26 protein-coding genes, 1 pseudogene and 1 riboswitch are annotated in these 24,047 nt (G+C 66.3%); of the genes and pseudogenes, 8 read left to right on the top strand and 19 right to left on the bottom strand.

Features of this window, described 5'->3' with window-relative positions; all coding sequences use genetic code 11:
- Window positions 1-12 precede the first annotated feature (12 nt).
- Window positions 13-441, bottom strand: coding sequence for a 50S ribosomal protein L13 (gene rplM, locus VAR608DRAFT_RS17450; RefSeq protein ID WP_088955202.1), 429 nt, complete (start codon window positions 439-441; stop codon window positions 13-15).
- A gap of 197 nt (window positions 442-638) precedes the next feature.
- On the opposite strand from rplM, the gene VAR608DRAFT_RS17445 reads away from it, so the two are divergent.
- Window positions 639-1,535 (top strand): 23S rRNA (adenine(2030)-N(6))-methyltransferase RlmJ, encoded by an 897-nt coding sequence (locus VAR608DRAFT_RS17445; RefSeq protein WP_088955201.1) that lies wholly within the window; start codon window positions 639-641, stop codon window positions 1,533-1,535.
- A 21-nt stretch (window positions 1,536-1,556) separates the two neighbouring features.
- Here VAR608DRAFT_RS17445 and VAR608DRAFT_RS17440 read toward each other — a convergent pair whose 3' ends face one another.
- The 4 genes from VAR608DRAFT_RS17440 to ahcY are packed head-to-tail and all read right to left on the bottom strand — an operon-like array spanning window position 1,557 to window position 5,270.
- Window positions 1,557-2,210 carry a septal ring lytic transglycosylase RlpA family protein gene (locus VAR608DRAFT_RS17440; RefSeq protein WP_088955200.1) on the bottom strand — a complete coding sequence of 218 codons (654 nt, stop codon included), beginning with the start codon at window positions 2,208-2,210 and terminating at the stop codon, window positions 1,557-1,559.
- Window positions 2,207-3,040 carry a methylenetetrahydrofolate reductase [NAD(P)H] gene (gene metF, locus VAR608DRAFT_RS17435; RefSeq protein WP_088955199.1) on the bottom strand — a complete coding sequence of 278 codons (834 nt, stop codon included), beginning with the start codon at window positions 3,038-3,040 and terminating at the stop codon, window positions 2,207-2,209. The genes VAR608DRAFT_RS17440 and metF overlap by 4 nt, the downstream gene beginning before the upstream one ends.
- 3 nt (window positions 3,041-3,043) lie before the next feature.
- The gene (locus VAR608DRAFT_RS17430) at window positions 3,044-3,823 is read right to left on the bottom strand and encodes a TlyA family RNA methyltransferase (RefSeq protein WP_088955198.1); all 780 of its coding nucleotides are present in this window, start codon (window positions 3,821-3,823) and stop codon (window positions 3,044-3,046) included.
- 19 nt (window positions 3,824-3,842) lie between these two features.
- A complete protein-coding gene (gene ahcY, locus VAR608DRAFT_RS17425; RefSeq protein ID WP_088955197.1) occupies window positions 3,843-5,270 on the bottom strand; it encodes an adenosylhomocysteinase in 1,428 nt (475 codons plus the stop codon).
- 62 nt (window positions 5,271-5,332) lie between these two features.
- Window positions 5,333-5,402, bottom strand: a riboswitch (S-adenosyl-L-homocysteine riboswitch).
- A gap of 96 nt (window positions 5,403-5,498) precedes the next feature.
- Here ahcY and VAR608DRAFT_RS17420 point away from each other — a divergent pair.
- The 3 genes and pseudogenes from VAR608DRAFT_RS17420 (at window position 5,499) to VAR608DRAFT_RS17410 (ending at window position 6,534) form a co-directional block, all read left to right on the top strand.
- Window positions 5,499-6,137, top strand: coding sequence for a hypothetical protein (locus VAR608DRAFT_RS17420; protein ID WP_088955196.1), 639 nt, complete (start codon window positions 5,499-5,501; stop codon window positions 6,135-6,137).
- A 14-nt stretch (window positions 6,138-6,151) separates the two neighbouring features.
- Window positions 6,152-6,340 (top strand): annotated as a pseudogene (locus VAR608DRAFT_RS17415) (ATP-binding protein); the annotation flags it as partial.
- Complete coding sequence (locus tag VAR608DRAFT_RS17410; RefSeq protein ID WP_088955195.1) at window positions 6,337-6,534, top strand: hypothetical protein; 198 nt, start codon at window positions 6,337-6,339, stop codon at window positions 6,532-6,534. The pseudogene VAR608DRAFT_RS17415 and the gene VAR608DRAFT_RS17410, both read left to right, overlap by 4 nt.
- An 18-nt stretch (window positions 6,535-6,552) precedes the next feature.
- Here VAR608DRAFT_RS17410 and VAR608DRAFT_RS17405 read toward each other — a convergent pair whose 3' ends face one another.
- The 3 genes from VAR608DRAFT_RS17405 to VAR608DRAFT_RS17395 all read right to left on the bottom strand — a co-directional run bounded on the left by VAR608DRAFT_RS17405 (window position 6,553) and on the right by VAR608DRAFT_RS17395 (window position 9,377).
- Window positions 6,553-7,656 carry a J domain-containing protein gene (locus VAR608DRAFT_RS17405; protein ID WP_157731039.1) on the bottom strand — a complete coding sequence of 368 codons (1,104 nt, stop codon included), beginning with the start codon at window positions 7,654-7,656 and terminating at the stop codon, window positions 6,553-6,555.
- A gap of 115 nt (window positions 7,657-7,771) precedes the next feature.
- Entirely contained in the window at window positions 7,772-9,046 is a 1,275-nt protein-coding gene (locus VAR608DRAFT_RS17400; RefSeq protein ID WP_088955193.1) for a type II toxin-antitoxin system HipA family toxin, read from the bottom strand.
- Window positions 9,036-9,377: a helix-turn-helix domain-containing protein gene (locus VAR608DRAFT_RS17395; RefSeq protein ID WP_088955192.1), complete on the bottom strand. Its 342-nt coding sequence runs from the start codon at window positions 9,375-9,377 to the stop codon at window positions 9,036-9,038. The genes VAR608DRAFT_RS17400 and VAR608DRAFT_RS17395 overlap by 11 nt, the downstream gene beginning before the upstream one ends.
- A 342-nt stretch (window positions 9,378-9,719) precedes the next feature.
- On the opposite strand from VAR608DRAFT_RS17395, the gene VAR608DRAFT_RS17390 reads away from it, so the two are divergent.
- Both VAR608DRAFT_RS17390 and VAR608DRAFT_RS17385 read left to right on the top strand, forming a co-directional pair.
- Window positions 9,720-11,360: a peptide chain release factor 3 gene (locus tag VAR608DRAFT_RS17390; protein ID WP_088955191.1), complete on the top strand. Its 1,641-nt coding sequence runs from the start codon at window positions 9,720-9,722 to the stop codon at window positions 11,358-11,360.
- Between the two features lie 32 nt (window positions 11,361-11,392).
- Window positions 11,393-12,196, top strand: coding sequence for an HAD-IIB family hydrolase (locus VAR608DRAFT_RS17385; RefSeq protein WP_088958831.1), 804 nt, complete (start codon window positions 11,393-11,395; stop codon window positions 12,194-12,196).
- Here the strand turns inward: VAR608DRAFT_RS17385 and VAR608DRAFT_RS17380 are convergent.
- Window positions 12,183-13,010, bottom strand: a complete 828-nt coding sequence (locus VAR608DRAFT_RS17380; protein WP_231973539.1) for a DUF4399 domain-containing protein — start codon at window positions 13,008-13,010, stop codon at window positions 12,183-12,185. The genes VAR608DRAFT_RS17385 and VAR608DRAFT_RS17380 overlap by 14 nt on opposite strands.
- 118 nt (window positions 13,011-13,128) lie before the next feature.
- On the opposite strand from VAR608DRAFT_RS17380, the gene VAR608DRAFT_RS17375 reads away from it, so the two are divergent.
- Window positions 13,129-13,974 carry a GNAT family N-acetyltransferase gene (locus VAR608DRAFT_RS17375; protein ID WP_088955189.1) on the top strand — a complete coding sequence of 282 codons (846 nt, stop codon included), beginning with the start codon at window positions 13,129-13,131 and terminating at the stop codon, window positions 13,972-13,974.
- A 53-nt stretch (window positions 13,975-14,027) separates the two neighbouring features.
- Here VAR608DRAFT_RS17375 and VAR608DRAFT_RS17370 read toward each other — a convergent pair whose 3' ends face one another.
- From VAR608DRAFT_RS17370 to VAR608DRAFT_RS17340, 7 genes are all read right to left on the bottom strand, one after another.
- A complete protein-coding gene (locus VAR608DRAFT_RS17370; protein WP_088958830.1) occupies window positions 14,028-14,765 on the bottom strand; it encodes an amino acid ABC transporter ATP-binding protein in 738 nt (245 codons plus the stop codon).
- Between the two features lie 30 nt (window positions 14,766-14,795).
- A complete protein-coding gene (locus tag VAR608DRAFT_RS17365; protein ID WP_088955188.1) occupies window positions 14,796-15,461 on the bottom strand; it encodes an amino acid ABC transporter permease in 666 nt (221 codons plus the stop codon).
- A gap of 1 nt (window position 15,462) precedes the next feature.
- A complete protein-coding gene (locus tag VAR608DRAFT_RS17360) occupies window positions 15,463-16,188 on the bottom strand; it encodes an amino acid ABC transporter permease (protein WP_088955187.1) in 726 nt (241 codons plus the stop codon).
- Window positions 16,189-16,280: 92 nt separating this feature from the next.
- On the bottom strand, window positions 16,281-17,183 hold the full coding sequence (locus tag VAR608DRAFT_RS17355; RefSeq protein WP_088955186.1) for an amino acid ABC transporter substrate-binding protein: 903 nt from the start codon (window positions 17,181-17,183) through the stop codon (window positions 16,281-16,283).
- Between the two features lie 347 nt (window positions 17,184-17,530).
- Complete coding sequence (locus VAR608DRAFT_RS17350; RefSeq protein WP_088955185.1) at window positions 17,531-18,505, bottom strand: LysR substrate-binding domain-containing protein; 975 nt, start codon at window positions 18,503-18,505, stop codon at window positions 17,531-17,533.
- 42 nt (window positions 18,506-18,547) lie between these two features.
- Window positions 18,548-19,486: a 2-hydroxyacid dehydrogenase gene (locus VAR608DRAFT_RS17345; RefSeq protein WP_088955184.1), complete on the bottom strand. Its 939-nt coding sequence runs from the start codon at window positions 19,484-19,486 to the stop codon at window positions 18,548-18,550.
- Window positions 19,487-19,506: 20 nt separating this feature from the next.
- Entirely contained in the window at window positions 19,507-21,339 is a 1,833-nt protein-coding gene (locus VAR608DRAFT_RS17340; RefSeq protein ID WP_088955183.1) for an ABCB family ABC transporter ATP-binding protein/permease, read from the bottom strand.
- Between the two features lie 40 nt (window positions 21,340-21,379).
- Here VAR608DRAFT_RS17340 and VAR608DRAFT_RS17335 point away from each other — a divergent pair, with 40 nt between their 5' ends.
- Entirely contained in the window at window positions 21,380-21,802 is a 423-nt protein-coding gene (locus VAR608DRAFT_RS17335; RefSeq protein ID WP_088955182.1) for an acyl-CoA thioesterase, read from the top strand.
- Between the two features lie 12 nt (window positions 21,803-21,814).
- Here VAR608DRAFT_RS17335 and VAR608DRAFT_RS17330 read toward each other — a convergent pair whose 3' ends face one another.
- The 3 genes from VAR608DRAFT_RS17330 to VAR608DRAFT_RS17320 are packed head-to-tail and all read right to left on the bottom strand — an operon-like array spanning window position 21,815 to window position 24,045.
- A complete protein-coding gene (locus tag VAR608DRAFT_RS17330) occupies window positions 21,815-22,579 on the bottom strand; it encodes an enoyl-CoA hydratase (RefSeq protein ID WP_088955181.1) in 765 nt (254 codons plus the stop codon).
- A 22-nt stretch (window positions 22,580-22,601) separates the two neighbouring features.
- Window positions 22,602-23,195 (bottom strand): 2-hydroxychromene-2-carboxylate isomerase, encoded by a 594-nt coding sequence (locus VAR608DRAFT_RS17325; RefSeq protein WP_088955180.1) that lies wholly within the window; start codon window positions 23,193-23,195, stop codon window positions 22,602-22,604.
- Between the two features lie 13 nt (window positions 23,196-23,208).
- A complete protein-coding gene (locus tag VAR608DRAFT_RS17320) occupies window positions 23,209-24,045 on the bottom strand; it encodes an SDR family oxidoreductase (protein ID WP_088955179.1) in 837 nt (278 codons plus the stop codon).
- Between the last annotated feature and the right edge of the window lie 2 nt (window positions 24,046-24,047).

The raw sequence follows: 24,047 nt of genomic DNA, 5'->3' as shown, positions 1-24,047 counted from the left end.
TCTCAAGGCTCCTTACAGTTCCAGCACTTTGGGCTGTTGGGCGGTATGCGGGTGCTCTGCGCCACCGTACACCTTGAGTTTCTTGATCATGGCGTAACCGAGCGGGCCCTTGGGCAGCATGCCCTTGACGGCCTTTTCCAGGGCGCGGCCCGGGTGCTTGGCTTGCATGTCGCGGAAGCTGGTGGCCGTGATGCCGCCCGGATAGCCCGAGTGGCGGTAGTACACCTTGTCAAGCGGCTTGGCGCCGGTGACACGCAGTTGCGATGCGTTGATGATGACGATGAAGTCGCCGGTATCGACGTGAGGCGTATAAATGGCCTTGTGTTTGCCGCGCAGACGGAGAGCAACTTCGCTGGCTACTCGTCCGAGGACCTTGTCGGTCGCGTCAATCACAAACCACTCGTGCTTCACGTCAGCGGGCTTGGCGCTGAACGTAGACATGAGTTTTCTCTTTCAAAAGAGGGTTTGGGAGGCCCTTTTCCACGGTCGGTGTTCCTCTGACGGGAATCTCTTAGGTGGGTGAAAATACCTCGCCGCGGGGCCACAAAAACGCTGCGAAGCCTGCCATTATACGAAAAACAGCCGGGAGGCCGCAATCGGCCCGGCCCAAAGGCGCCGGATGGTTACCATCGAGGGATATGTTCAGCTACCGCCACGCATTCCACGCCGGCAACCACGCCGACGTGCTCAAGCACACGGTGCTGATTGCCACGCTCGACCACCTGCTCGAAAAGGACGCGGCGCTGACCGTCGTCGACACGCATGCCGGCGCCGGCCTGTACCGCCTCGACGGCGACTACGCGGGCACCAGCGGCGAGGCGGTCGACGGCGTGCTGCGGCTCTTCGCGGGCCCTGAAGCCGACGCCCCGCTCGCCGATGCGCTCGCGCGCTACGTGGAGGTCGTCCGCGACTTCAATGCCAAGGGCCATGTGCGGATCTACCCCGGCTCGCCGTTCATCACCCATCACCTGCTGCGCGACCACGACAAGCTCAAGCTGTTCGAGCTGCACCCCACCGATGCCCGCTCGCTCGACGCCAACATCGCCCAGCTCGACGCCGGACGGCAGATCGCGGTGCTGCGGGAAGACGGCTTCGGCAGCGCGACCAAATTCCTGCCGCCCCCCTCGCGCCGCGCGCTGGTGCTCTGCGATCCGAGCTACGAGATCAAGAGCGACTACGCGCGCGTGCTCGACTTCGTCACCGGCGCGCTCAAGCGCTTCGCCACCGGGACCTACGCCGTCTGGTATCCGATCATCCCGCGGCCCGAGGCGCATGACTTGCCGCGCCGCCTCAAGACGCTCGCGACCAAGGCCGGCAAGCCGTGGCTGCATGCAACGCTGACGGTCAAGTCGAGCAAGATCGTCACGGATTCGTCCGGCGCCAAGCACCGCCCCGGCCTGCCGGCGAGCGGCATGTTCCTCATCAACCCGCCCTACACGCTGAAGGCCCAGCTGCAGGCCGCGCTGCCCCAGATGGCCGAGAGGCTGGCGCAGGACCGCAACGCCGCCTTCTCGCTCGACAGCGGCGGCAACTGAAGAGGCACGAGGCGGCGCGCCTCAGCGCCGCTTGCGGGGCGGGACCTTGCGCTTCGCCCGGGCCGGCGTTTCCGGCGCGTCCTGCACCGGTGATTCGGCTTCGCCGACGGGGGTGCCCGCGCAGTTGTCCTCCTTGTCGACGACCGACAGGGCGACCTGCTTGATCCCGAGCCCCACCAGCCCGATGGACTCGGCCGCGGCACGGCTCAGGTCGATGATCCGTCCCATGGCGTAAGGCCCCCGGTCGTTGATGCGGACCAGCACCTCACGCCCGTTCACCAGACTGCGCACGCACACGCGGGTATTGAAGGGCAGCGTCCTGTGCGCGGCAGTGAACGCGGTCATGTCGAAGCGCTCGCCGCTGGCGGTCTTGCGCTGGTGGAACTGGATGCCGTACCAGGACGCGCCGCCGCGCTCGAAGATCTCGCGGTTGGGGTCCTCCGGCAGCCCGTCGTCCTGCTCGCCGGCGCCCGACACCGCGAGGTCGTAGCGCACCGAGGGCACGTGGGAGCGCGGCGGCGCACCGGGCGGCAGCGCCGGTTGCTTGACCAGCGGCCGCAGCCCGCCCTGCTTGGCAGCACCCGAACCATCGGTCGGCGGCGTCGAACAGGCGGCGAGCAGCACCGCCACCGCAGCCGCCGCGACAAGCCTGGCGAGACGGGCGCCCGACCTCATGCGCTCCAGCCGAGGCGCTCCAGCACGCCCAGCGTCGCCGCCGACTGGTTCATCGTGTAGAAGTGCAGCGCCGGAGCGCCGCCCTCGCGAAGCCGCGCGCAGAGCGCGGACACCACGTCGAGCCCGAACGATTTGATCGATGCAGTGTCGTCGCCGAAGCTCTGCAGCCGCAGACGGATCCAGCGCGGGATCTCCGCGCCGCAGGCATCCGAGAAGCGCATGAGCTGCGTCGAACTGGTGATCGGCATGATGCCCGGCACGATCGGCGTGTCGATGCCCAGCGCCCGCACTTCATCGACGAAGCGCCAGTACGCCTCGGGGCTGAAGAAGTACTGCGTGATGGCCGAATCCGCGCCCGCGCGGACCTTGGCCACAAAGGCCTTCAGATCCGCCTCGGGCGATTTGGCCTGTGGATGCACTTCGGGATAGCACGCCACCTCGATGTGGAAATCGCGCCCGGTCTCCGCGCGGATGAAGGCGACGAGGTCGCTCGCGTAGAGGAATTCGCCGCCGATGCCGTAGCCGCTCGGCAGGTCGCCGCGCAGCGCGACCAGGCGCTTGACGCCCATCGCCTTCAGCTCGGCCAGCTGCGTACGCACCGTCGCCTTCGTCGCGCCGATGCACGAGAAGTGGCAGGCCGCGGACACGCCCTCGCCGAGGATTTCGCGCACGGTGCCGAAGGTGCCGTCGTGCGTGGAGCCGCCCGCACCGTAGGTCACCGAGCAGAACTCGGGGCTCATCGCATAGAGCTGCTGGCGCACGGCGCGCAGCTTGGCCGCGCCTTCGGGGGTCTTGGGCGGAAAGAACTCAAAACTGAGCGGAAGGCGCACGGCCTACTCCTTGTTCACTGGTTCGCCGTTCGCGTGAACGGCATGAATGAAAAACTCACGATTGCCATCGCCGCCCACGATCGGGCTCGCGAGCCATTGCGCCACGCGCAGGCCCAGCGATGCACAGGCATCGCGCAAGCGCTGCTCGACCACGGCGTAGAGCGCAGGGTCGCGCACGATGCCGCCCTTGCCGATCTGGCCGGGCTGCAGCTCGAACTGCGGCTTGACGAGCATCAGCAGGTCGCCACCACGCTTGAGCAGCGGCGCCAGCGCCGGCAGGACGAGGGTCAGCGAAATGAAGGACAGATCGCCGACAACGAGGTCGAAGCTCGAATCCTCGGGCGAGCGCGACGCCCATGCATCGCGACCGAGCGATCGGGCGTTGACGCCCTCGACCGCCGTCACGCGCGCGTCCGCCCGTAGGCGCGGATGCAACTGCCCATGGCCCACGTCGACGCCCACCACATGCTCGGCGCCGTGCTGCAGCAGGCAGTCGGTGAAGCCACCGGTCGACTGCCCCACATCGAGGCAGCGCTTGCCCTTGGCATCGACGCCGCTGGAGGCCAGCGCGCCTTCGAGCTTCAGCCCGCCGCGCGACACGTAGCGTGCCTCGGCCGCATCGAGCAGCTCGAGCTCGGCCGTCTCCGGCACCTCGTCGCCGTTCTTGGCCACGGTGCGCCAGTCGGCGCCATCACGCCAACGCAATCCGGCCGCGATGAGCCGCGCCGCCTGCGAGCGCGACGCGGCGAGGCCGCGTTCGACGAGCAACTGATCGGCGCGCAAGACGCTACGCCCGCCCCGCTCAATAGCGGTAGGTGTCCGGCTTGTAAGGGCCGTTCTTGTCGACGCCGATGTAGGCGGCCTGCGCATCGGTGAGTTCGGTCAGCATTGCGCCGACCTTCTTCAGGTGCAGGCGCGCGACCTTCTCGTCGAGGTGCTTGGGCAGCACGTAGACCTTGCCGGCCTGGTAGGCGCCGGGCTTGGTGAAGAGCTCGATCTGCGCGATCGTCTGGTTCGCGAACGACGAGGACATCACGAAGCTCGGGTGGCCGGTGCCGCAGCCGAGGTTCACGAGGCGGCCCTTGGCCAGGAGGATGATCTTCTTGCCGTCCGGGAAGGTGATGTGGTCGACCTGCGGCTTGATCTCTTCCCACTCGTACTTCTCGAGCGAGGCGACGTCGATCTCGTTGTCGAAGTGGCCGATGTTGCAGACGATCGCCTGGTCCTTCATCGCGGCCATGTGCTCGTGGCGGATCACGTCGCGGTTGCCGGTGGTGGTCACGAAGATGTCGGCCTTGTCGGCCGCGTATTCCATCGTCACGACCTTGTAGCCTTCCATCGCGGCCTGCAGCGCGTTGATCGGGTCGATCTCGGTCACCCACACCTGCGCGCTCAACGCACGCAGCGCCTGGGCCGAGCCCTTGCCCACGTCGCCGTAGCCGGCCACGCAGGCGACCTTGCCGGCGACCATCACGTCGGTGGCGCGCTTGATGCCGTCCACCAGCGATTCGCGGCAGCCGTAGAGGTTGTCGAACTTGCTCTTGGTGACCGAGTCGTTGACGTTGATCGCGCGGAACAGCAGCGTGCCCTTGGCGCTCATCTCGTTCAGGCGGTGCACGCCGGTGGTCGTTTCCTCGGTCACGCCGATGATCTCGGCCGACTTGCGGGTGTACCAGCTCGGATCGACGGCCAGCTTGGCCTTGATCGCAGCGTAGAGGATGCGTTCTTCCTCGCTCGTCGGGTTGGCGAGCACGCCCTGGTCCTTCTCGGCGCGCTGGCCCAGGTGCATCAGCAGCGTGGCGTCGCCGCCGTCGTCGAGGATCATGTTCGGGCCTTCGCCGGCCGAGCCCTTGGGGCCGAAGTCGAAGATGCGATGGGTGTAGTCCCAGTAATCGGCGAGCGATTCGCCCTTGACCGCGAACACCGGCGTGCCGGCGGCGGCGATGGCGGCGGCCGCGTGGTCCTGCGTCGAGAAGATGTTGCACGAAGCCCAGCGCACGGTCGCGCCCAGCGCCTGCAGGGTTTCGATCAGCACCGCGGTCTGGATCGTCATGTGCAGCGAGCCGGTGATGCGCGCGCCCTTCAGCGGCTGGCTCTTGGCGAATTCTTCGCGGATGGCCATCAGGCCGGGCATTTCGGTTTCGGCGATGCGGATTTCCTTGCGGCCCCAGGCAGCGAGCGAAATATCGGCGATGGCCTGATCGGCGGGGGATTTGAGAACGGCGCTCATGTCGGCTCCAAAGCAAGTTTGAAAGATGCCACTGCGTTCGGGGAAGGACTCACCGCGAGACGAGCGGGTGAGCGTGGTTGCGATGTGGATCCGAGCCTCACGCCTGCCGGCGCTGCAACGCTCCTCGGATAAGCGGCGGATTTTACCGCGTTGCCGCCGGAACGCTGCGAGCGGCGGTTTCCGGTTCGCCCTAGACTGCCGGGCACCGCATCTTCCGGGAAGGTTGGCATGTCCAGAGTTCGACTTCTTGCAGCATCTTTGTTCGTCGCCGCTTCGGCGGCAGCACCGCTCATCAGTTCCGCACAGGCGCCGGAACCCGCTGTGCGGGTGCGCGGCGTCATCGAACAGGTCGATTCGAAATCCCTGACGGTCAAGGACCGGAGCGGCGAAGTCGTGACGCTCGTTCGTCCGGCCGACATGAATGTGTCGGAAGTGGTGCCGCTCAGCATGGCCGACATCAAGCCCGACAGCTTCGTCGGCGCGGGCGCCATGCCACAGCCGGACGGCACCCAGCGCGCATTGGAAGTGCTGGTGTTCCCCGAAGCCGGGCGCGGCACCGGCGAAGGCTTCCGCCCCTGGGACTACATGCCGGACAGCACGATGACCAATGCCACCGTCGCCACGCTCGCCGAGGCCCCGTCGTCGACGCCGGGCGGCCAGAAGATGGTGCTGCGCTACAAGGACGGCGAGCAGACCGTCATCGTCCCGCCGGGCACACCCGTCGTGACCGTCAAGCCGGGCAATGCCGATCAGGCGGCGCTGGTGGTCCCGGGCGCGAAGGTGGTGGTCACCGCCCAGGTGAAGGACGGCAAGCCGACCGCGACGCGGATGCTCGTCGGCCGCAACGGGTTCACGCCGCCCCTGTGACGCCGAGGGTCCGACGAGCGTTCGCCGACTGGGGCGAGGTGTTCCCCAACGCGGCGTGCGTCGTCTCGCTCGTGGACCGCCTCATGCACCGCGCCGAGGTCGTGCGCATCGAGGGCGAGTCCTATCGCGCCAAGGAAGCTCAGGAGCGGCTGGCCGCACGCGCCAGGCAGCGCTCGGGCAAGCCAGCCAGGAGCAAGCCGTGAGCTCGCGCGACGCCGCACCGCCCAAGCTGCCCACGCACTGGACGCCCGAGCAGGCGCTGGCCGTCTTCGAGTGCCTGCACGCGCTGCGCGAGCAGCTGTGGTCGATGTACGGATCGGCCGCACAACAAGCCTGGCGCGATCAGCTCGCGCCGCTCTTGCCCCTGCCCGAGTTCGATCCTGACCAGCCCTTTTGATCGCCGCGAGAGCCTCGCTCAGAATGGCTCGAAGCCGAACTCGGCATCGTCAAGCAGGTGCCTCTGTCGCTTCAGCCAGCGCTTGGTCGCCGCCACATCGCCCAGCATGCGCATGTCGCGTTGTTGCTCGCTCAGTTCGGCTCGCCACTGGCGGCTCGTCTGCTCAAGCACCTCGCCCAGCCTGCCCGGGTTCATTCCCCGACCCGGCTCCAGGCCGAACTCCATGCAGAACCCCATCTCCACGCCGTCCACCTGTGACCTGAGTTCGGCCAACTGCTCGCTCAGCACCTTGTTGTAGTGCTTCAAGCGCTGGGCGCTGGCAGTCGCGGCGTGGCTCGCATCGATCTGCTCGATCTCCAGTTGCAGCTCCAGCAGCGCGAGCAGGTCGTTGCCCGCATAGGCCTGGTTGACCCGTTGCATCAGCGCGGTCTTCTCTGCGCGTTGCCGCTCATCCGTCTCGCGATCCGGGTGCAAGGCGCTGGCAAGCTTGCGATAGATCTCGCGCACCGACTGCGTGGCCTGTTGCGCCTCGGCCTCGCGCCGCTGTTGTGCCGCGCCCTTGCGGCGGCGCGCAGACTTCGCCTCGCGCTCAGCTTCCTCGGCCGCCGCGCGGTCCTGCAGGCCTTGCTGCATGCGCGCGAACAGATCCGCATCCGTATCGATCCCTTCCTCGTCACCCAGGTCCAGCCCGGTCATCGCCTCTGTCAGGTCCTTCATCGCCCGCATCATCTCGCGCTGCTCGGTATCGAAGTCCACCTCGGCATGCTTGTCGAACAGCGCCTTCAGCGCTGCGTCCTCGCCGCGCGCGGCCAGCAGCTCCCCCGCGGCGTCGCACAGCAGCTCGCGCAGCGTGCCGCGCTCCGCCTGGGTCCAGCTGCGCTGGTCAAGCAGCGCATCCAACGCAACGACCCATTGCCTGCGTCCCGCAATCAGCTCGGCCTGCAGCGGCCTGAGCACCTGGGCATGCGCTTGGCGATACGCCGCAATGTTCTCGTGCCACGCCGCCAGCGTCCGCCGCGCCTGCGCGATCTGCCGGATGAGGCTGTTGAACCGCTTTTGCGGCGGCGTCAATGCAGGCCCGGACTTGTTCAACGAGATTTGAAGGGCGTCAGTGCGCGACACGGGCCAGCTCCAGCTTCAATGAGGCCGCCATTGTCGTTCATGGCCCGACCTCAAACAGCCGCTGGGCCGAATCCGCCCCTCAAAACCGCGTCCTCACCACCATATAGAAGCGGGTCTACACCGCCGCCAACAGCCGGAAGCCGTCGTAGGCAAACGCTCCGGCAATCTTGTCGCAATCGGCAGGCGATACCCCGGCACCGCGCGCGGTTGAAAACCACAGATCGCGGACCTGCGCTTCCATCGTGTCGATGATCGCCGTGGCTTCATCGCGCTCCAGCAAAAAGCGCGCGCTTTGCGACAGCAGGTTCGAGGCATTCGCGAACCTGCCTGCGTCGCCGCATTCCATCGCCAGATCGCGCCGCTCGATGCTCACCGGTACAGCAGGGGTCAGGTCGTACGCTGGCGAAACCTTCCAGTCCCTTTCTTGCGCAATCAGGGCATGGTTGCGCGGGTGATCGTCGATGTTCGAGATCAGCGCGTTGAAGCACATGCGGCGGAACACTTCCGCCGCGTTGGCTGCCGGTTCGGCGCAGACGCGGCGAACCTCTTCGGCAAGCTGCACATAGGACCAGCGGTCACGCGATTGATAGTTGTCTTCGGCGCGGAGCAAAGTGAGCGCGCTGATCATGCGGGCGCGCAGATATCCGGCGTCAGTCTTTTCGCGGTCGAAGCGTTTGACCAACAAAACGTCGCGGCCCGCGACTTCGACAACGCGGCTTTCCGCCGTCGTAAGGCCGCAGGCGCGGGCCAGGAGCAGCATGGCGTGTTCAACACGCGCGCTGTTCCATGGGTCGGTCGCGACATTGAACTTCGCAATCCACAGGCCATAGGCATCTTCGACGACGGCCTTGGGGCGCGCGCCCCCCATAGACGTGCCGACTAGCAGCAGATTGCCGACATGTTCAATGACGGCATCTGGCGGGACTTCGTCCTCGGCAATGATGGCGTCGGCGGTCGCCTGCACCTTCGCAAGTTCAAGGGTCTGGTTGAAGCTGCGTTTTGGTGCTGGCGGCACCTGGTTGAGGCCAAAACCAAGTGCACCCGCACGGTCGTCCGGCGAGTACAGCAGATAGTCGAGTTCGCCGGGCTGTGCCACGCCGAGGTGCTTTTGAATGACGCGGCGTCCCCAATAGTCGGGACTTGCGTCGCGCAACGCACCGAAGACGCCGTTCAGGGCGTTGGTTGAATAGGTCCGGTCGGCAAGCTTCAGCTCAATCGGGTCAAGCGGAACAGCATCCTGGCGGGCGAGGTAGCTGCGACCGTAGACGAAGCGGCCCTCCGACACACCGCGCCTGTTGGGCTGAAGCTGAAAGCGGCCCGCTGTTACCGGCGCGGTCTGTCCCGGCAGGGTGATGTAGACGAAGCATTCGCGCGGGGTTTCAGAAGTCATTGCTCAACCCCGGCTTTGTTCTGGCGCGGCCAGGGTCACGGGCAAGGGCGAGGGTCTGGCCTTCCTGGTCCTTTTCCGGGAGGGCGACCTCGTCGAGCTGAGGCAGGAGGTCAAGCGCCCACAGCATCGCGGCGTAGACTGCCATGCTCGTAGAGGGCTTCCCCTTTTCGGCATCGCTGATCGCCCGGGGACCGGTCCCGATCCTTCCGGCCATGTCCTCGATGGTCATGTTGCGACGGACCCGCGCCGTGCGCAGGTCGGTGCCCAGCCGCTTGAGCGATTGCTCAACGGCATAGGGAGGCGCGGTCAGGAGCTTATTGCGGGCTGTCATGGCGTCACCGTCTGCAGGTCAGTCTTCAAGGTAGCACGTTCGCCCTCCCAAAACAAAATACGCTCTTAAGGGTGTATTAACCATGTTAATCAGCTCTTAAGAGCAGATTGAATCTCGAATTGATGATTAAAAAATATGCAGCTCTTGATCCTATCGATCAACTGCCGCATGAAACCTATCCACACAGGATAGAGGCGCGACAGGTCGCCTGTGGGCTTTAGCTCTCAAGCCGGGCAGCGCCAGCCATAAGCGAAAATACGGGGATCACCAGCGCGCCAGGGTTCCAGAAGCATCCGCCCGACCTGCGTACATAGCTGCGTACATATTCAAGAATTTCTCCTCATGCAGAACGGCAACTTCCAAGCAGAGACGCGGCGCAGACGCACCTTCGCGATCATTTCCCACCCCGACGCGGGCAAGACCACGCTGACGGAAAAGCTACTGCTCTTCTCCGGCGCGATCCAGATCGCGGGCTCGGTCAAGGCGCGCAAGGCATCGCGGCATGCCACCTCGGACTGGATGGAAATCGAGAAGCAGCGCGGCATCTCGGTGGCGTCCTCGGTGATGCAGATGGCGTACCGCGAGCACGTCATCAACCTGCTCGACACACCCGGCCACAAGGACTTCTCGGAAGACACCTACCGCGTGCTGACCGCGGTCGATTCGGCGCTCATGGTGATCGATGCGGCGAACGGTGTCGAAGCCCAGACGCGCCGCCTGATCGAGGTCTGCCGCCAGCGCGATACGCCGATCCTCACCTTCGTCAACAAGATGGACCGCGAGGTGCGCGAGCCGCTCGAACTGCTCGACGAGATCGAGCGCGAGCTCGGCATGCCCTGCGTGCCGATGACCTGGCCGGTGGGCCAGGGCAAGGCCTTCGGCGGCATCGTCAACCTGCGCACGCAGGCGATGACGGTGTTCGAATCGGGCAGCGAGCGCCTGCCGCAGGACTTCGAGACCATCCCGCTGACCGAGCGCCAGCAGCTCCAGAAGCGCTTCGGCCACGAGTTCGACACCGCGATGGAGAGCATGGAACTCGCCACCGGCGCGTCGCCCACCTGGGACCGCGAGGCCTTCCTCGCCGGCAAGCAGACGCCGGTGTTCTTCGGCTCCGGCGTCAACAACTTCGGCGTGATGGAGGTGCTCGATGCGCTGGTCGACCTCGCACCGCCGCCGCAGCCGCGCGTGAGCACCACGCTGGTCAACCGCCAGCCGGTGACCCAGGAGATCCAGCCGGACGACAAGGACTTCGCCGGCGTGGTCTTCAAGGTGCAGGCCAACATGGACGCCAACCACCGCGACCGCATCGCCTTCGTGCGCATGGCCTCCGGCCGCTACACGCCGGGCATGAAGCTCAAGGTGCAGCGCACCAGCAAGGAGCTTCGCCCGACCAGCGTCGTGACCTTCATGAGCCAGCGGCGCGAGGCGGTCGAGGAGGCCTACGCGGGCGACATCGTCGGCTTCACCACGCACGGCGGCGTGCAGCTCGGCGACACGATCACCGACGGCGCCTCGCTGCAGTTCACCGGCCTGCCCTTCTTCGCGCCCGAGCTGTTCATGACGGTGATCCTCAAGAACCCGCTGCGCACCAAGCAGCTCCAGCAGGGGCTCGCGCAGCTCGGCGAGGAGGGCGCGATCCAGGTCTTCCGCCCCGAGATCGGCGGCCCGATGCTGCTCGGCGCGGTCGGGCAGCTCCAGTTCGAAGTCGTGCAGCACCGCCTCAAGACCGAGTACGACGCCGACATCCGCCTCGAGGGCTGCCAGTACACCGGCGCGCGCTGGATCACCGCCGATACGCCCGCGGAGCTGCGCACCTTCGTCGATGCCTATCCGCAGCGCATGGCGCGCGACGCGGCCGACACGCTGGCGTTCCTGTGCACCTCGCCGTACGACGTGCGGCTGGCGCAGGAGCGTTTTCCGAAGATCCACTTCCATCCGCTGCGCGAACACGCGGGCCTGGCATTGCAGTCCGCCGGCGGATGAGCAGCTCCACGGGCGAGGCCAACGGGCGTCTGATGCAGCCGCTCGCGGACTGGCCGCTTCCGGCGCGGCGGCGGCTGGTCGGCGTCTTCACCGACATCGACGACACGCTGACGACCGAACGCGCGATCACGCCCGATGCGCTGGAAGCCATGGCTGCGTTGAAGGCGGCCGGCCTCCACGTCGTGGCGGTGACCGGCCGCCCCGTCGGCTGGAGCGAGCCCTTCGCGGCCGTCTGGCCGATCGATGCGATCGTGGCCGAGAACGGCGCGGTCGCGCTGGTGCCGACCGGCGACGGCCGCCTCGAGAAGCGCTACCAGCAGGATGCAGCGACGCGCGAACGCAATTTCGGGCGCATGCAGGCGATGCTCGAGCGCATCGAGAAGAACATCCCCGGCGCGCGCCGCGCCACCGATTCGGCGGGTCGCGAATGCGACATCGCGATCGATCACAGCGAATTCACGACTCTCGGCGACGAGACGATCGCCGAGGTGGTCGCCACGATGCGCAGCGAAGGCATGCACGCCACCGTCAGCAGCATCCACGTCAACGGCTGGTGGGGCGATCACAACAAGCTGGCCGGCGCGCGCTGGATCGTGCGCGAGCTCTGGGCGCGCAATCTCGAAGACGAAACGGATCTCTGGGCCTACGTCGGCGACTCGACCAACGACGCGCTGATGTTCGAGCACTTCGCGCACAGCATCGGCGTGGCCAACGTCCGCCGCTTCGAGAGCGCGCTGCCGCACCTTCCGCGCTACGTCTCGAAGCACGAGCGCGGTGCGGGCTTCGCGGAAGCGGCCGCCGCCGTGCTCGCGGCGAAAAGCCTCAGCGCACGCTGAAGGCAACGGTCTTCGCGCGCGCGATCACGTTGCCGGTGGCGGTGTTGCTCATGAGTTCGAGCCGCGCGCTGTAGTCGCCCTTCGGCGGGTTCAGCCACAACTCGGTCTGTCCGCCGTCGAGCTCGATGATCTCCGCCTTCTGGCCCGAGCGCTCCAGCACCAGCCGGAAGTGGCCGGTGTCCGGCACCTTGGGCCCGGCGTGCGAGATGTTGAAGCCCGTCGCATGCATCTGCACGCGCAGCGGCGTCTGCACCGTCGCGCGGTCGCCCGGGCTCAGTACCTCGATGCGCGGCGGACCCTGCAGGCTGGCCGCCGTCACGCCCTGGTTCTGCCGGCTCACCGTGAACTTCAGCGGCTTGCTGTAAACGAAGTACGGGATATGCCCCTGGTCCGCCAGCACCAGCCGCATCGTGTACGTGCCCGGGGGCAGATTCACCACCGCTTCCATCTGGCCCTTGCCGAAGTGGATGTAGTGCTCGGTGAACGGCAGCGGCTTCGTAAAGTCGAGCGGCAGCGGCTGGTCGATCAACAGGTGGTGATGGCCCGCGGTGCCCGCCGTCTTGCCGGCCGGAACGATCCCGCGCATCGACAGGCCGAATCGCGCGACGAAAGGCGATTCCAGCGTGACGCCGTCCTTGAGGTTCGTGAAGTAGGCCTCCGGCGACCAGTTCGGCGGCGGCACCACCCAGGGATGCGTGACGACTTCGATGCCCTCGCCCGGCGGACCCGCCTGCGCGGCGGCGGTGACTGCCGCCAGCGAGGCCAAGACCGAGAACACCCCCATGCCGGCTGCGCGGCGTATTCCATCCAACATGCCAACTCCTCCAGAAGTCGGCAAATTGTGTCATCGAGTTACTGATTTAGTTGCACTTCCAGATGACATTCAGGAAATTCGGTCACACCATGGCCGCTTGTCCCGGAACAATCTGCCCATGAACGTTGCGATACGAACGCTGCGAGGCGATGAGATCCAGCTCGCGATCGATGCCGCGGCGCTCGAAGGCTGGAATCCGGGCCTGCACGATGCGCGCTGCTTCCATGCGGCCGATGCGGACGGCTTCCTCGTGGCCGAGCACGACGGACTGCCCGTGGGCTTCATCAGCGCGGTGTCGTATGGCGGGCGCTTCGGCTTCATCGGCCTGTACATCGTCGCGCCGACCTGGCGCGGCCGGGGCATCGGCATGCAGCTCTGGAAGGCCGGCATGGCAAGGCTCAAGGGCCACGTCGTCGGCCTCGACGGCGTGCCGGCGCAGCAGGACAACTACCGGCGAAGCGGCTTCGAGCTGGCATGGAACAACGTGCGATTCGCCGGCGTCGCGCAGAGTGCGAGCGGCGCCAGGCCGCCGCAGATCGTTCCTCTCAGGACGATCGATTTCGACCTGCTGTGCGCCGACGACCGGCGCGTGTTTCCCGCCCCGCGCGAGGCCTTTCTGCGCATCTGGATCTCGATGCCCGAATCCACCGGGCTCGCATGGATGGATCGGAACCGGCTCGCCGGCTGGGGAGTGATCCGGCGCTGCCGAGAGGGCCGCAAGATCGGTCCGCTCGTGGCCGAAAGCCCCGAAGTCGCGAACGCGCTTTTCGAAGCGCTTCGTGCGAGCGTGCCGGCCGGTGAAACGGTCTACCTCGACATTCCGCTGCCCAATGCCGATGCGGTGACACTGGTCGAAGCGCACGGCATGCAAAGCGTGTTCGAGACCGCCCGCATGTATGCGGGCCCGGCGCCGGCCTGCGAGCTGGAGCGGGTCTACGGCATCACGACCTTCGAGATCGGCTGACGCCCAAAAACAAAAGCCCCGCATCGCGGGGCTCTCGTTGGGATCGCAGCAGTTCAGTGCTGGAGGATCTTGTTGAGGAAGTCCTTGGTGCGAGGCTGACGGTTTTCGGGATGCCCGAAGAACTCTTCTTTCGAGCAGTCCTCCAGGATGCGGCCGCCGACGTCGATGAAGATCACGCGGCTCGCGACCTTGCGCGCGAAGCCCATTTCGTGCGTGACGACCATCATCGTCATGCCTTCCTTGGCGAGCGACACCATCACGTCGAGCACTTCGCCGACCATCTCGGGATCGAGCGCCGAGGTCGGCTCGTCGAACAGCATCACGATCGGGTCCATCGACAGCGCACGCGCGATCGCCACGCGCTGCTGCTGGCCGCCGGAGAGCTGGCCCGGGAACTTGTCCTTGTGCGCCATCAGGCCCACGCGGTCGAGCATCTTGAGGCCCCGGGCCTTGGCCTCGTCGAGGCTGCGGCCCAGCACCTTGACCTGCGCGATCGTGAGGTTCTCGGTCACTGACAGGTGCGGGAACAGCTCGAAATGCTGGAACACCATGCCCACCTTCGAGCGCAGCTTCGGCAGATCGGTCTTGGGGTCGCTGACCCGCACGCCGTTGACGGTGATGTCGCCCTTCTGGATCGGCTCCAGCGCGTTGACGGTCTTGATGAGCGTGGACTTGCCCGAGCCGGACGGTCCGCACACCACCACCACATCGCCCTTGGCGATGCTCACCGAGCAGTCATTGAGCACCTGCACGGGCCCGTACCACTTGGAAACGTTCTTGATTTCGATCATGTTCTCAGCCATGACTTTCCCTTTCGGTGTTCAGCGAATGATGGCGATCTTCTTGTGAAGACGCTTGACCAGGTACGAGAGCGCGTAGCAGATGATGAAGTACAGCACCGCCGCGAGCAGGTAGGACTCGATGGGCCGGCCGAAATTCTTGCCGGCGGTCTCGAAGCCCTTGAGCAGGTCGTAGGCGCCGATGGCATACACCAGCGACGTGTCCTGGAACAGGATGATGGTCTGCGTGAGCAGCACCGGCAGCATGTTTCGGAAGGCCTGGGGCAGCACCACCAGCGTCATGTTCTGCCTGTAGGTCATGCCCATGGCCTGGCCGGCGAAGACCTGGCCGCGCGGAATCGACTGGATGCCCGCACGCATGATCTCACTGAAGTACGCCGCCTCGAAGGCGATGAAGGTGACGATCGCCGACACCTCGGCGCCGATCGGCCGCCCGATGATGAAGGGCACCAGCAGGAAGAACCACAGGATCACCATCACCAGCGGAATGCTTCGCATGCCGTTGACGTAGATGGCCGCGGGCGCGTCCAGCCATTTCTTGCCCGACAGGCGCATCAGCGCGAGCAAGGTGCCGAAGAACACGCCGCCCAGCGTTGCCACGACAGTGAGGAACAGGCTGAAGTACAGCCCCTTCATCAGGAAGCCGGTGATGACGTCCCAGTTGTAGAACGAGAAGTCCAGATGCATGTCAGTGTCCTCCCCCGCCGGCGGAGGCAATGAAGCCGGGCACCCGCGTCCTCTTCTCGATGGAGGCCATGATGCGGTTGATCGCGAAGGCCGAGATCACGTAGAGCACGGTGACTGCGAGGTACATCTCCATCGGCCGCGCCGTCTCTTCGCCGGCCTGCATCGCGAACTGCGTCATCTCCGCGATCGACACCGCGAAGGCCACGGACGAGTTCTTGAAGATGTTCATCGACTCGCTGGTCAGCGGCGGAATGATGATCCGGTAGGCCATCGGCAGGATCACGTAGCGGTAGTACTGCGGGGTCGTGAAGCCCACCGCCATGCCCGCATAGCGCTGGCCGCGCGGCAGGGCCTGGATGCCGGAGCGCAGCTGTTCGGCGATCCGCGCGGAGGTGAAAAAGCCCAGCGCCAGCACCACGAGGATGAACGGCGGCACGTCGCGCATGGCCGGGAAGATGGCGGGCACCACGTGGTACCAGAGGAAGATCTGGACCAGGAGCGGGATGTTGCGGAACAGCTCGACCCAGGCATTGCCGAAGCGCACCCACAGCGGGCTGTTCGGCAAGGTGCGGATGACGCCGATGACCGATCCGAGAACGAGCGCGATCACCAGTGCGGTCAGGGCCACCGAAATGGTCCAGCCCCAGGCCGACAAGAGCCATTGCCAATAGGTCGGGATCTTTCCTCCCGGATCCTGCAGGAAGACCTGCCAATCCCAATTCCCCATCGGGATCTCCTCAAGCTATGTTGTTGGTTGGTTGATTTCCGAAAACAAACGCCCGCCGCAAGGGCGGGCGTTTGAGTTTCAGGCCATGCCGATCACTTCTTGTTGAAGTCTTCCATCGGCCGGTTGTTGGGGTTCGCCCATGCCGCCTTGGTCGCTTCGGACATCGGCAGGCCGACCTTGGTGTTGGTCGGCGGGATCGGCTGCATGAACCACTTGTCGTAGAGCTTGGCCAGCGAGCCGTCGGCGATCTGGCGCTTGATGCTGTCGTCCACCGACTTCAGGAAGGCCGGGTCGTCCTTGCGCACCATGCAGGCGATCGGCTCGATCGACAGCGGCTCGCCGACGATCTTGAAGCCGCTCGGGTTCTTCGACTTGGAGATGTTGCCCGCGAGGATCTGGCCATCCATCACGAAGGCGTCGGCACGGCCCGATTCGAGCAGCAGGAAGCTGTCGGCGTGGTCCTTGCCCATGACTTCCTTGAAGTCGATGCCTTGCGCGCGCTCGTTCTTGCGCAGCGTCTGCACCGAGGTCGTGCCGGTGGTGGTCGCGACCGTCTTGTTGTTCAGGTCCTTGATCGAGTTGATGCCCGAGTCGGCCTTGACGGCGATGCGCACTTCCTCGACGTAGGTGGTCACGGCGAAGGACACGTCCTTCTGGCGGGTCAGGTTGTTGGTGGTGGAGCCGCACTCGAGATCGACGGTGCCGTTCTGCACGAGCGGGATGCGGTTCTGCGAAGTCACCAGCTGGCGCTTGATGTCGAGCTTGGGCAGGCCGAGCTGCTTCTGGATGTCGGCCAGGATGCGCTCGGACATCTCGGTATGGAAGCCGACGTACTTGCCGTCGCCAATCGTGTAGGCCAATGCGCCGGACGAATCGCGCACACCCATGGTGACGCTGCCGCTCGCTTTGATCTTGGCGAGGGTGTCATTGGCCTGGGCGAATGCTGCGCTCGCGGCCAGCGCCAAGACGGCCAATGCCAATACCTGCTTCTTCATAGGGACTCCTGAGTGACTGAAAGGTAGGTCGGGATTCTAGACATTCACATTCTTTGGGAAACCGGGACCAACCCGGTGCGTTACGCACCGGTGCCCTGCCGCATTCAGTGCGCAGGAGCTCCGCACTGGTGCGACCGACGCATGACGCCTGGCCCAAGCTCACTAAGCAGCCTTTGTGCCCGGTGCGTCGACCTGCTCACGAGGCCGCCTCCCTGCACAAGTCTGTGTGACAGCGAACTGCGCGCACTTTAAGCAAGACGCATCGCGAGCGCCAATGCCGTATGCGGCGCATGGCATGCGCGGCATACATAGATTTGTGCAATGCACAAGGGAACGCAGGGACGCGCTCAGCGGACCGGCTGCGTCTGGACGAGGTAGGCCCACAGCGCTTCGACCGTGCCCTTGGCCTGCGCCGGCGCGGACTCGCCCTTGCCGGCGCGGCCGGCACCCTTGGCCGACGCGGCCGGGCGCTCGCGATAGGCACGGATCTCCATGGTCGCTTCGAGCCGGTCGATCTCCGGCGGCAGCGCGCTCACGAGCGTGCGGGCGCGGGCTTCCTTGCGCACCGCGCTCTGGGGCAGGAAGGCGATGCCATGCCCTTCCAGCGCCATGACCTTGAGGCCCTCGGCCATGTCGGTCTCGTAGACCCGGTCCAGATGGATGGCGGTGCCCGATTCCCTGAGCAATTGGTCGACCACGCGCCCGAGGTACGCCCCCGGCGCATAGCCGAGATATGGCAGCGGCTGCCCCGGACGACCGGGCAGCCGGAAGCGCGGCGCGCCATCGGCATCGGGCTTGACCCAGGGCGCCACGACTTCCTCGCCGAGGCTCACCATCTCGTAGCGGTTGGCATCGAGCGGCAGCGGCTGGGAGGGATGGTGGTACGCGATGAGCAGGTCGCAGCTGCCTTCGACCAGGCGCAGCACGGCATCGTGCACGTTGAGCGCGATGAGCCGGCTCTTCATCGGCCCGAACTGCTCGCGCAGGCTGGTCACCCACGACGGGAAGAAGGTGAAGGCCAGCGTGTGCGGAACGGCGAACTCGATCACGTCCTGCCCCGCGGCCGAATGGCCCCGCAGCATGGCGCGCGTGCTTTGCAGCGCCTGGAGCATTTCGATGGCCTGCCCGTAGAGCGTCTGCCCCGCGGGCGTGAGGCGCGTCGGATACGAACTGCGGTCGACCAGATCGGTGCCGGCCCATCCCTCGAGCGCCTGGATGCGCCGCGAGAAGGCCGGCTGCGTCACGTGACGCAACTGCGCCGAGCGGCTGAAACTGCGCGTCTCGGCAAGGCTGACGAAGTCTTCAAGCCACTTGGTTTCCATGAAGGCCGATTATGCGAGCGCTGCGACAACCGCCCGTCCGGCCTAGACCGGCGACACGACGCCCCGGCCGGCGAAGTGCCCGTCGGCGTTCGCCATGAACCGGTCGACCGACGCCTGCGTCGCCTCGGGAGACCAGCCGGCCATGTGCGGCGTCAGCAGCACGTTGTCGAGGCCGATCAGCGGCTCGGGACGCCGGGGCTCGCTCTCGTACACATCGAGCCCCGCGCCGGCGATGCGCCCCGAGCGCAGCGCGGCCGCCAGCGCCTCGGTGTCGACGACGCTGCCGCGCGAGATGTTCACCAGGTAGCCCTCCGGCCCGATCGCATCGAGCACCCTGGCATTGACCAGATGCCGCGTGCCGGGGCCGCCGGGCGTCGCCACGACCAGCACGTCGGCCCATTGGGCCAGCGCTTCCAGGCTGTCGAAATAGCGATGCGGCGCGCCCTCGCGCGGCTTGCGGTTGTGATAGCCGACCGCCATGTCGAAACCCGCGGCGCGCCTGGCGATCTTCTGCCCGATGGTGCCGAGCCCGAGGATGCCGAGCTTCTTGCCCGAGACATTGGGTGGCTGCGGGATCTCCTCGCGCCAGACCCCGTCGCGGCACAAGCGGTCGAGCGTGCGGATGCGTCGCACGATGCCGATCAGCAGGCCGAAGGCATGGTCCGCCACACAGTCGTCGTTGGTTCCGGCGCCGTTCGCGACCACGATGCCGCGCGAACGCGCCGCTTCCACCGCGATGCGCTCATAGCCCGCGCCCATCGCGCACACGAGTTCGAGCTTCGGCATCGCCGCGATTTCTTCCGACGTGAGGCCGATGACGCCGATCGTCAGCACCGCGCGGTATTTCGCGCCATGCGCGGCAATGGCCGCCGTGCGCTCGGCCGGCGTGGGCGCGTAGGTCAGGTCGTAGACCGCCGCGATCCGCGCCTGGTGCGCGCTCGAAAGACTGTTCAATACCAAGAGGGGGATCTTCCCGGACATTCAGGCAACTCCAAAAGAAATCAAAGCACGGGCTCGGCCTCGAGCTTCTGCAATCTCCACATCTGCGCGTACTTGCCCTGGCTGGCCAGCAGTTCGGCGTGCGTGCCGCGCTCGACGATCACGCCGCCCTCGAGCACGAGGATCTCGTGCGCATCGACCACCGTCGACAGGCGGTGCGCGATCACCAGCGTGGTCTTGTTGCGAGCCGCGCTCTTGAGTTCGGCCTGGATCGCGCGCTCGTTGGCGGAATCGAGCGCCGAAGTCGCTTCATCGAAGATCACGATCGGCGGGTTCTTCAGCAGCGTGCGCGCGATCGCCACGCGCTGCTTCTCGCCGCCCGAGAGCTTCAGCCCGCGCTCGCCGACCATCGTCTCGTAGCCCTTGGGCGTGTGCGCGATGAAGTCGTGGATCCGCGCGGCGCGCGCCGCCTCTTCGACCTCGGCGCGGCTGGCACCGGGACGGCCGTAGGCGATGTTGAACTCGATGGTGTCGTTGAAGAGCACCGTGTCCTGCGGCACGATGCCGATCGACTGCCGCACGCTGGCCTGCGTCACGCCGCGGATGTCTTCGCCGCCGATGGTGATGTGGCCCTGCTGGACATCGTAGAAGCGGTAGAGCAGTCGCGCGAGCGTGGACTTGCCCGAGCCCGACGGCCCGACCACCGCGACGGTCTTGCCGGCGGGGATCTCGAAGCTCACGTTCTTGAGGATCGGCCGCGCGGCTTCATAGGCAAAGTGCACGTGCTCGAAGCGCACCGTCGAATCCATGCCCGCCAGCGGGAGCGCGCCCGGCGCATCGCGCACCTCGCGCTCTCTTTCGAGCAGCACGAACATCTTGTCGAGGTCGGTCAGGCTCTGCTTGATCTCGCGGTAGATCACGCCAAGGAAGTTCAGCGGGATGTAGAGCTGGATCATGAAGGCGTTGACCATCACGAGATCGCCGAGCGTCATGCGCCCGTCGACCACGCCCTGCGTCGCGCGATAGAGCATCGCGACGAGGCTGATCGCGATGATGAACTGCTGGCCCGCGTTGAGCATGCTCAGCGTGGTCTGGCTCTTGACGGCGGCGCGGCGGTAGCGCTCCAGGCTCGCGTCGTAGCGTCCGGCCTCGAAGTCCTCGTTGTTGAAGTACTTGACCGTCTCGTAGTTGAGCAGCGAATCGACCGCGCGGCTCTGCGCCATCGTGTCGAGCTCGTTCATCGTCTTGCGGAACTGGGTGCGCCACTCGGTCACCGTCACGGTGAAGGTGATGTAGAACACCAGCGCGGCCAGCGTGATCCAGACGAAGAGCGCGTCGAACTTCACGCCGAGCACCGAGAGCACCAGCGTCAGCTCGATGATCGTCGGCACGATGCTGTAGAGCGACATCGAGATCAGCGAATGCACGCCGCGCGTGCCGCGTTCGATGTCGCGGGTCATGCCGCCCGTCTGGCGCTCCAGGTGGAAGCGCAGGCTCAGCGAATGCAGGTGGCGGAACACCTCCAGCGAGATGCTGCGCGCCGCGCCCTCGGTCGCCTTGGCGAAAACCAGTTCGCGCAGCTCGTTGAAGACCGAGGTCGAAAGCCGCAGCAGGCCGTACGCCAGCAGCAGCCCGATCGGCACCACCAGCAGCGACGCCGCGCTGCCGGGCTTGATCGACATGGCATCGACCAGGTTCTTGAGCAGGAGCGGCACGCCGACGTTCGCGACCTTGGCGCCGACCATGAAGGCCAGCGCCGCCAGCACGCGCCACTTGTAGCGCCAGAGATAGGGAAACAGCCGGCGCAAGGTGGCCCAGTCGGAGCGGTCGCTCCGCGCAGGCTCGCTGGCCGACACGTGATGGGGGGATGAAAGGGCTTCGCCGCCGCGGCGCATGGGAGACAATCGTGGGGTTTTGTTTCACCCGATTGTGCCCATGTCCGCTTCTCCCAGTGCCAACGTGGCCGCCACGCTCAAGAGCCTGCCCGCCGACATGGAGCTGGTGCTCAAGGTCATCCCGATGCCGGCCGACTGCAACGCCAACGGCGACATCTTCGGCGGCTGGGTGATGGCGCAGTGCGACCTGGCCGGCTCCGTCATCCCGGCGCGCTACGCCAAGGGCCGCATGGCGACGGTCGCAGTCAATGAATTCGTCTTCAAGCAGCCGGTCCGGCTGGGCGACATCCTGTCGTTCTACTCGAAGCTGGTGAAGATCGGGCGCACCTCGATCACGGTCACGGTCGAGGTCTTCGCCGAGCGCTTCCGGGCGCAGGGCGAGTACATCAAGGTGACCGAGGCCACCTTTACCTACGTGGCGATCGACGACAACGGCCGCCCTCGGCCGATCGCCAGCGAGTGAGCGCGGGCGCGGTCAGACCTTCGAGAAGTCTGGCTTGCGCTTTTCCATGAAGGCCGTGAAGGCCTCGCGTGCGGCCGGTTCGCGCAGCATGCGGCCGAAGCTCTGGCCTTCCTCGCCCATGCGTTCCAGCACTGTGGATTGCTGCGACTTCTTCATCAGGCGCTTGGTCTCGACGAGCGCGCTCAGCGGCTTGGCCGCCAGCTTGCGCGCCTGCGCCTGGGCGATCGCATTGCATTCGGTCGGCGGCACCACGCGGTTGACGAAGCCGATTTCCAGCGCCGCTTCGGCCATGAAGGGGTCGCCCAGCAGCAGAGCCTCGGCGGCACGGTGATAGCCGAACATCTGCGGCACCAGCAAGCTCGAAGCCGCCTCGGGGCAGAGGCCCAGGTTCACGAAGGGCATCGAGAAGGCGGCGTTGTCCCCCGCATAGACGAGGTCGCAATGGAACAGCATCGTGGTCCCGATGCCCACCGCCGGGCCGCAGACCGCTGCCACGATCGGCTTCGGAAAGCCCGCGATGCCGCGCAGGAAGCGGAACACCGGCGATTCCTGCGTGGAGGGCGGGGCGTTGAGGAAGTCGCCGATGTCGTTGCCGGCGCTGAAGACGGTGGCGTCGCCCTGGATCAGCACGGTGCGGACCGCGCTGTCCTGCTCGGCCTTTGCCAGCGCATCGGCGAGCTCGGCGTACATCGCGCTCGTGATCGAGTTCTTCTTGTCGAGACGGTTGAAGGTGATGGTCATCACACCGGCTTCGGTGTGGACGAGGATGTCGCTCATGGTGAGTCCTTGCAAAAAATGATCAGGCGTCGAGCGCCTCGCGCACGAAATCGAGCCGGTCCTGGCCCCAGAACATCTGCCGGCCAACGAACATGGTGGGCGCGCCGAACACGCCGCGCTCCACCGCCTCCTGCGTGACCGCCTTGAGGCGGTCCTTCACGTCCTGGGCATTGGCCAGGGCCAGTATTTTCGCGGCATCGAAGCCGGCTTCCTGCAGCACCGCGCCGACCGTCGCGGGATCGTTCAGGTTGCGCGGCACGGCCCACATGGCGCGGTACATCGCATCGACGTAGGCTGCGAAGCGCTCCGGCTCGCGCATCTGCAGGCCGGTCGCGCCGCGCATCAGCAGCAGCGTGTTGACCGGGAAATGCGGGTTGAAGCTGAACGGCACGCCGTAGCGGCGGGCGAAGCGCGCCAGGTCCGCGACCATGTAGGGCGCCTTGGCCGGGATCGTCGCCGGCGAGTGGTTGCCGGTGGCCTGGAACACGCCGCCGAGAAGCATCGGCTTCCACACCAGTTCGGCATTCGCCTCGGCGCACAGGCCCGGCAGTTGCGTCGCGGCCAGATACGAAGCGGGGCTGCCGAGGTCGAAATAGAACTCGACGGATTTCGTCATGCGTATCGTCTCCTCAGAACTTTTCGGACCACGGGCGCAGGTCGAGCTCGTGGGTCCAGGCATCGCGCGGCTGCGAATGCAGCATCCAGTAGGCATCGGCGATGTGCTCGGGGTTGAGGATGCCATCCTGCGCCTTCAATGCATAGCGCTCGGGGAAGTTGGTGCGGATGAACTCGGTGTCGATCGCGCCGTCGATGATCGTGTGCGCGACGTGGATGCCGCGCGGGCCGAGTTCGCGCGCCATGCTCTGGGCGAGCGCGCGCAGCGCCATCTTCGCGCCGGAGAAGGCGCCGAAGTTGGCGCCGCCGCGCAACGAGGCGGTCGCGCCGGTGAACAGGATCGTCCCCCGGTGCGCGCCCTCCGCTGTCACCAGGCCCCCCTGGCTTGCCACTTCGTGTGCTTCGCCACCCCCCGCGGGGGAGGCTCGGCCGCCTTGGGGCGGCCCGGCGGCGGCCAGCTCGCGCGCCACCATGCGCCTGGCGACCTCCCGGGCGTTGAGGAAGCCCGCGAAGCAGGCCATCTCCCACACCTTGAAGTACTTGCGCGCGGTTTCGGTGAGGATGCTCTCCGGCACGTTGGCCCCGATGTTGAACACCAGCACCTCGATCGGACCGATGGTGGATTCGATCTGCTCGACGAGCGCGACGACCTCCTCTTCCTTGCGCGCATCGCTCGCGAAGGCATGCGCCCTGCCGCCCTCGGCTTCGATCTGCGCGACCAGCGGCTGGAGCTTGTCGAGGCTGCGGCGCGTGACGCAGGTGGCATAGCCCTCGCGGGCGAACCGGCGGGCGATCGCGCCGCCGGTCGCGTCGCCGGCGCCGACGATCAGTGCGGCCTTGGTGGATGCCATCG

This window comes from Variovorax sp. HW608 (genome assembly GCF_900090195.1).
Lineage (GTDB): Bacteria > Pseudomonadota > Gammaproteobacteria > Burkholderiales > Burkholderiaceae_C > Variovorax.
The sequence above is the reverse complement of the archived record's forward strand: the minus strand, read 5'-3'. Positions and strand labels throughout refer to the sequence as shown.

Excerpts from the sequence above, each read along its gene's own strand:
- VAR608DRAFT_RS17345 (WP_088955184.1), bottom strand. The coding sequence starts at position 19,486 with ATGTCCGGGAAGATCCCCCTCTTGGTATTGAACAGTCTTTCGAGCGCG.
- VAR608DRAFT_RS17380 (WP_231973539.1), bottom strand. The coding sequence starts at position 13,010 with ATGTTGGATGGAATACGCCGCGCAGCCGGCATGGGGGTGTTCTCGGTC.
- VAR608DRAFT_RS17390 (WP_088955191.1), top strand. The coding sequence starts at position 9,720 with ATGCAGAACGGCAACTTCCAAGCAGAGACGCGGCGCAGACGCACCTTC.
- VAR608DRAFT_RS17420 (WP_088955196.1), top strand. The coding sequence starts at position 5,499 with ATGTCCAGAGTTCGACTTCTTGCAGCATCTTTGTTCGTCGCCGCTTCG.
- VAR608DRAFT_RS17325 (WP_088955180.1), bottom strand. The coding sequence starts at position 23,195 with ATGACGAAATCCGTCGAGTTCTATTTCGACCTCGGCAGCCCCGCTTCG.
- VAR608DRAFT_RS17330 (WP_088955181.1), bottom strand. The coding sequence starts at position 22,579 with ATGAGCGACATCCTCGTCCACACCGAAGCCGGTGTGATGACCATCACC.
- VAR608DRAFT_RS17335 (WP_088955182.1), top strand. The coding sequence starts at position 21,380 with ATGTCCGCTTCTCCCAGTGCCAACGTGGCCGCCACGCTCAAGAGCCTG.
- VAR608DRAFT_RS17440 (WP_088955200.1), bottom strand. The coding sequence starts at position 2,210 with ATGAGGTCGGGCGCCCGTCTCGCCAGGCTTGTCGCGGCGGCTGCGGTG.
- VAR608DRAFT_RS17385 (WP_088958831.1), top strand. The coding sequence starts at position 11,393 with ATGCAGCCGCTCGCGGACTGGCCGCTTCCGGCGCGGCGGCGGCTGGTC.
- VAR608DRAFT_RS17340 (WP_088955183.1), bottom strand. The coding sequence starts at position 21,339 with ATGCGCCGCGGCGGCGAAGCCCTTTCATCCCCCCATCACGTGTCGGCC.
- VAR608DRAFT_RS17360 (WP_088955187.1), bottom strand. The coding sequence starts at position 16,188 with ATGGGGAATTGGGATTGGCAGGTCTTCCTGCAGGATCCGGGAGGAAAG.
- rplM (WP_088955202.1), bottom strand. The coding sequence starts at position 441 with ATGTCTACGTTCAGCGCCAAGCCCGCTGACGTGAAGCACGAGTGGTTT.
- ahcY (WP_088955197.1), bottom strand. The coding sequence starts at position 5,270 with ATGAGCGCCGTTCTCAAATCCCCCGCCGATCAGGCCATCGCCGATATT.
- VAR608DRAFT_RS17395 (WP_088955192.1), bottom strand. The coding sequence starts at position 9,377 with ATGACAGCCCGCAATAAGCTCCTGACCGCGCCTCCCTATGCCGTTGAG.
- VAR608DRAFT_RS17400 (WP_088955193.1), bottom strand. The coding sequence starts at position 9,046 with ATGACTTCTGAAACCCCGCGCGAATGCTTCGTCTACATCACCCTGCCG.
- VAR608DRAFT_RS17370 (WP_088958830.1), bottom strand. The coding sequence starts at position 14,765 with ATGATCGAAATCAAGAACGTTTCCAAGTGGTACGGGCCCGTGCAGGTG.
- VAR608DRAFT_RS17350 (WP_088955185.1), bottom strand. The coding sequence starts at position 18,505 with ATGGAAACCAAGTGGCTTGAAGACTTCGTCAGCCTTGCCGAGACGCGC.
- VAR608DRAFT_RS17365 (WP_088955188.1), bottom strand. The coding sequence starts at position 15,461 with ATGCATCTGGACTTCTCGTTCTACAACTGGGACGTCATCACCGGCTTC.
- VAR608DRAFT_RS17445 (WP_088955201.1), top strand. The coding sequence starts at position 639 with ATGTTCAGCTACCGCCACGCATTCCACGCCGGCAACCACGCCGACGTG.
- VAR608DRAFT_RS17355 (WP_088955186.1), bottom strand. The coding sequence starts at position 17,183 with ATGAAGAAGCAGGTATTGGCATTGGCCGTCTTGGCGCTGGCCGCGAGC.
- VAR608DRAFT_RS17320 (WP_088955179.1), bottom strand. The coding sequence starts at position 24,045 with ATGGCATCCACCAAGGCCGCACTGATCGTCGGCGCCGGCGACGCGACC.
- VAR608DRAFT_RS17375 (WP_088955189.1), top strand. The coding sequence starts at position 13,129 with ATGAACGTTGCGATACGAACGCTGCGAGGCGATGAGATCCAGCTCGCG.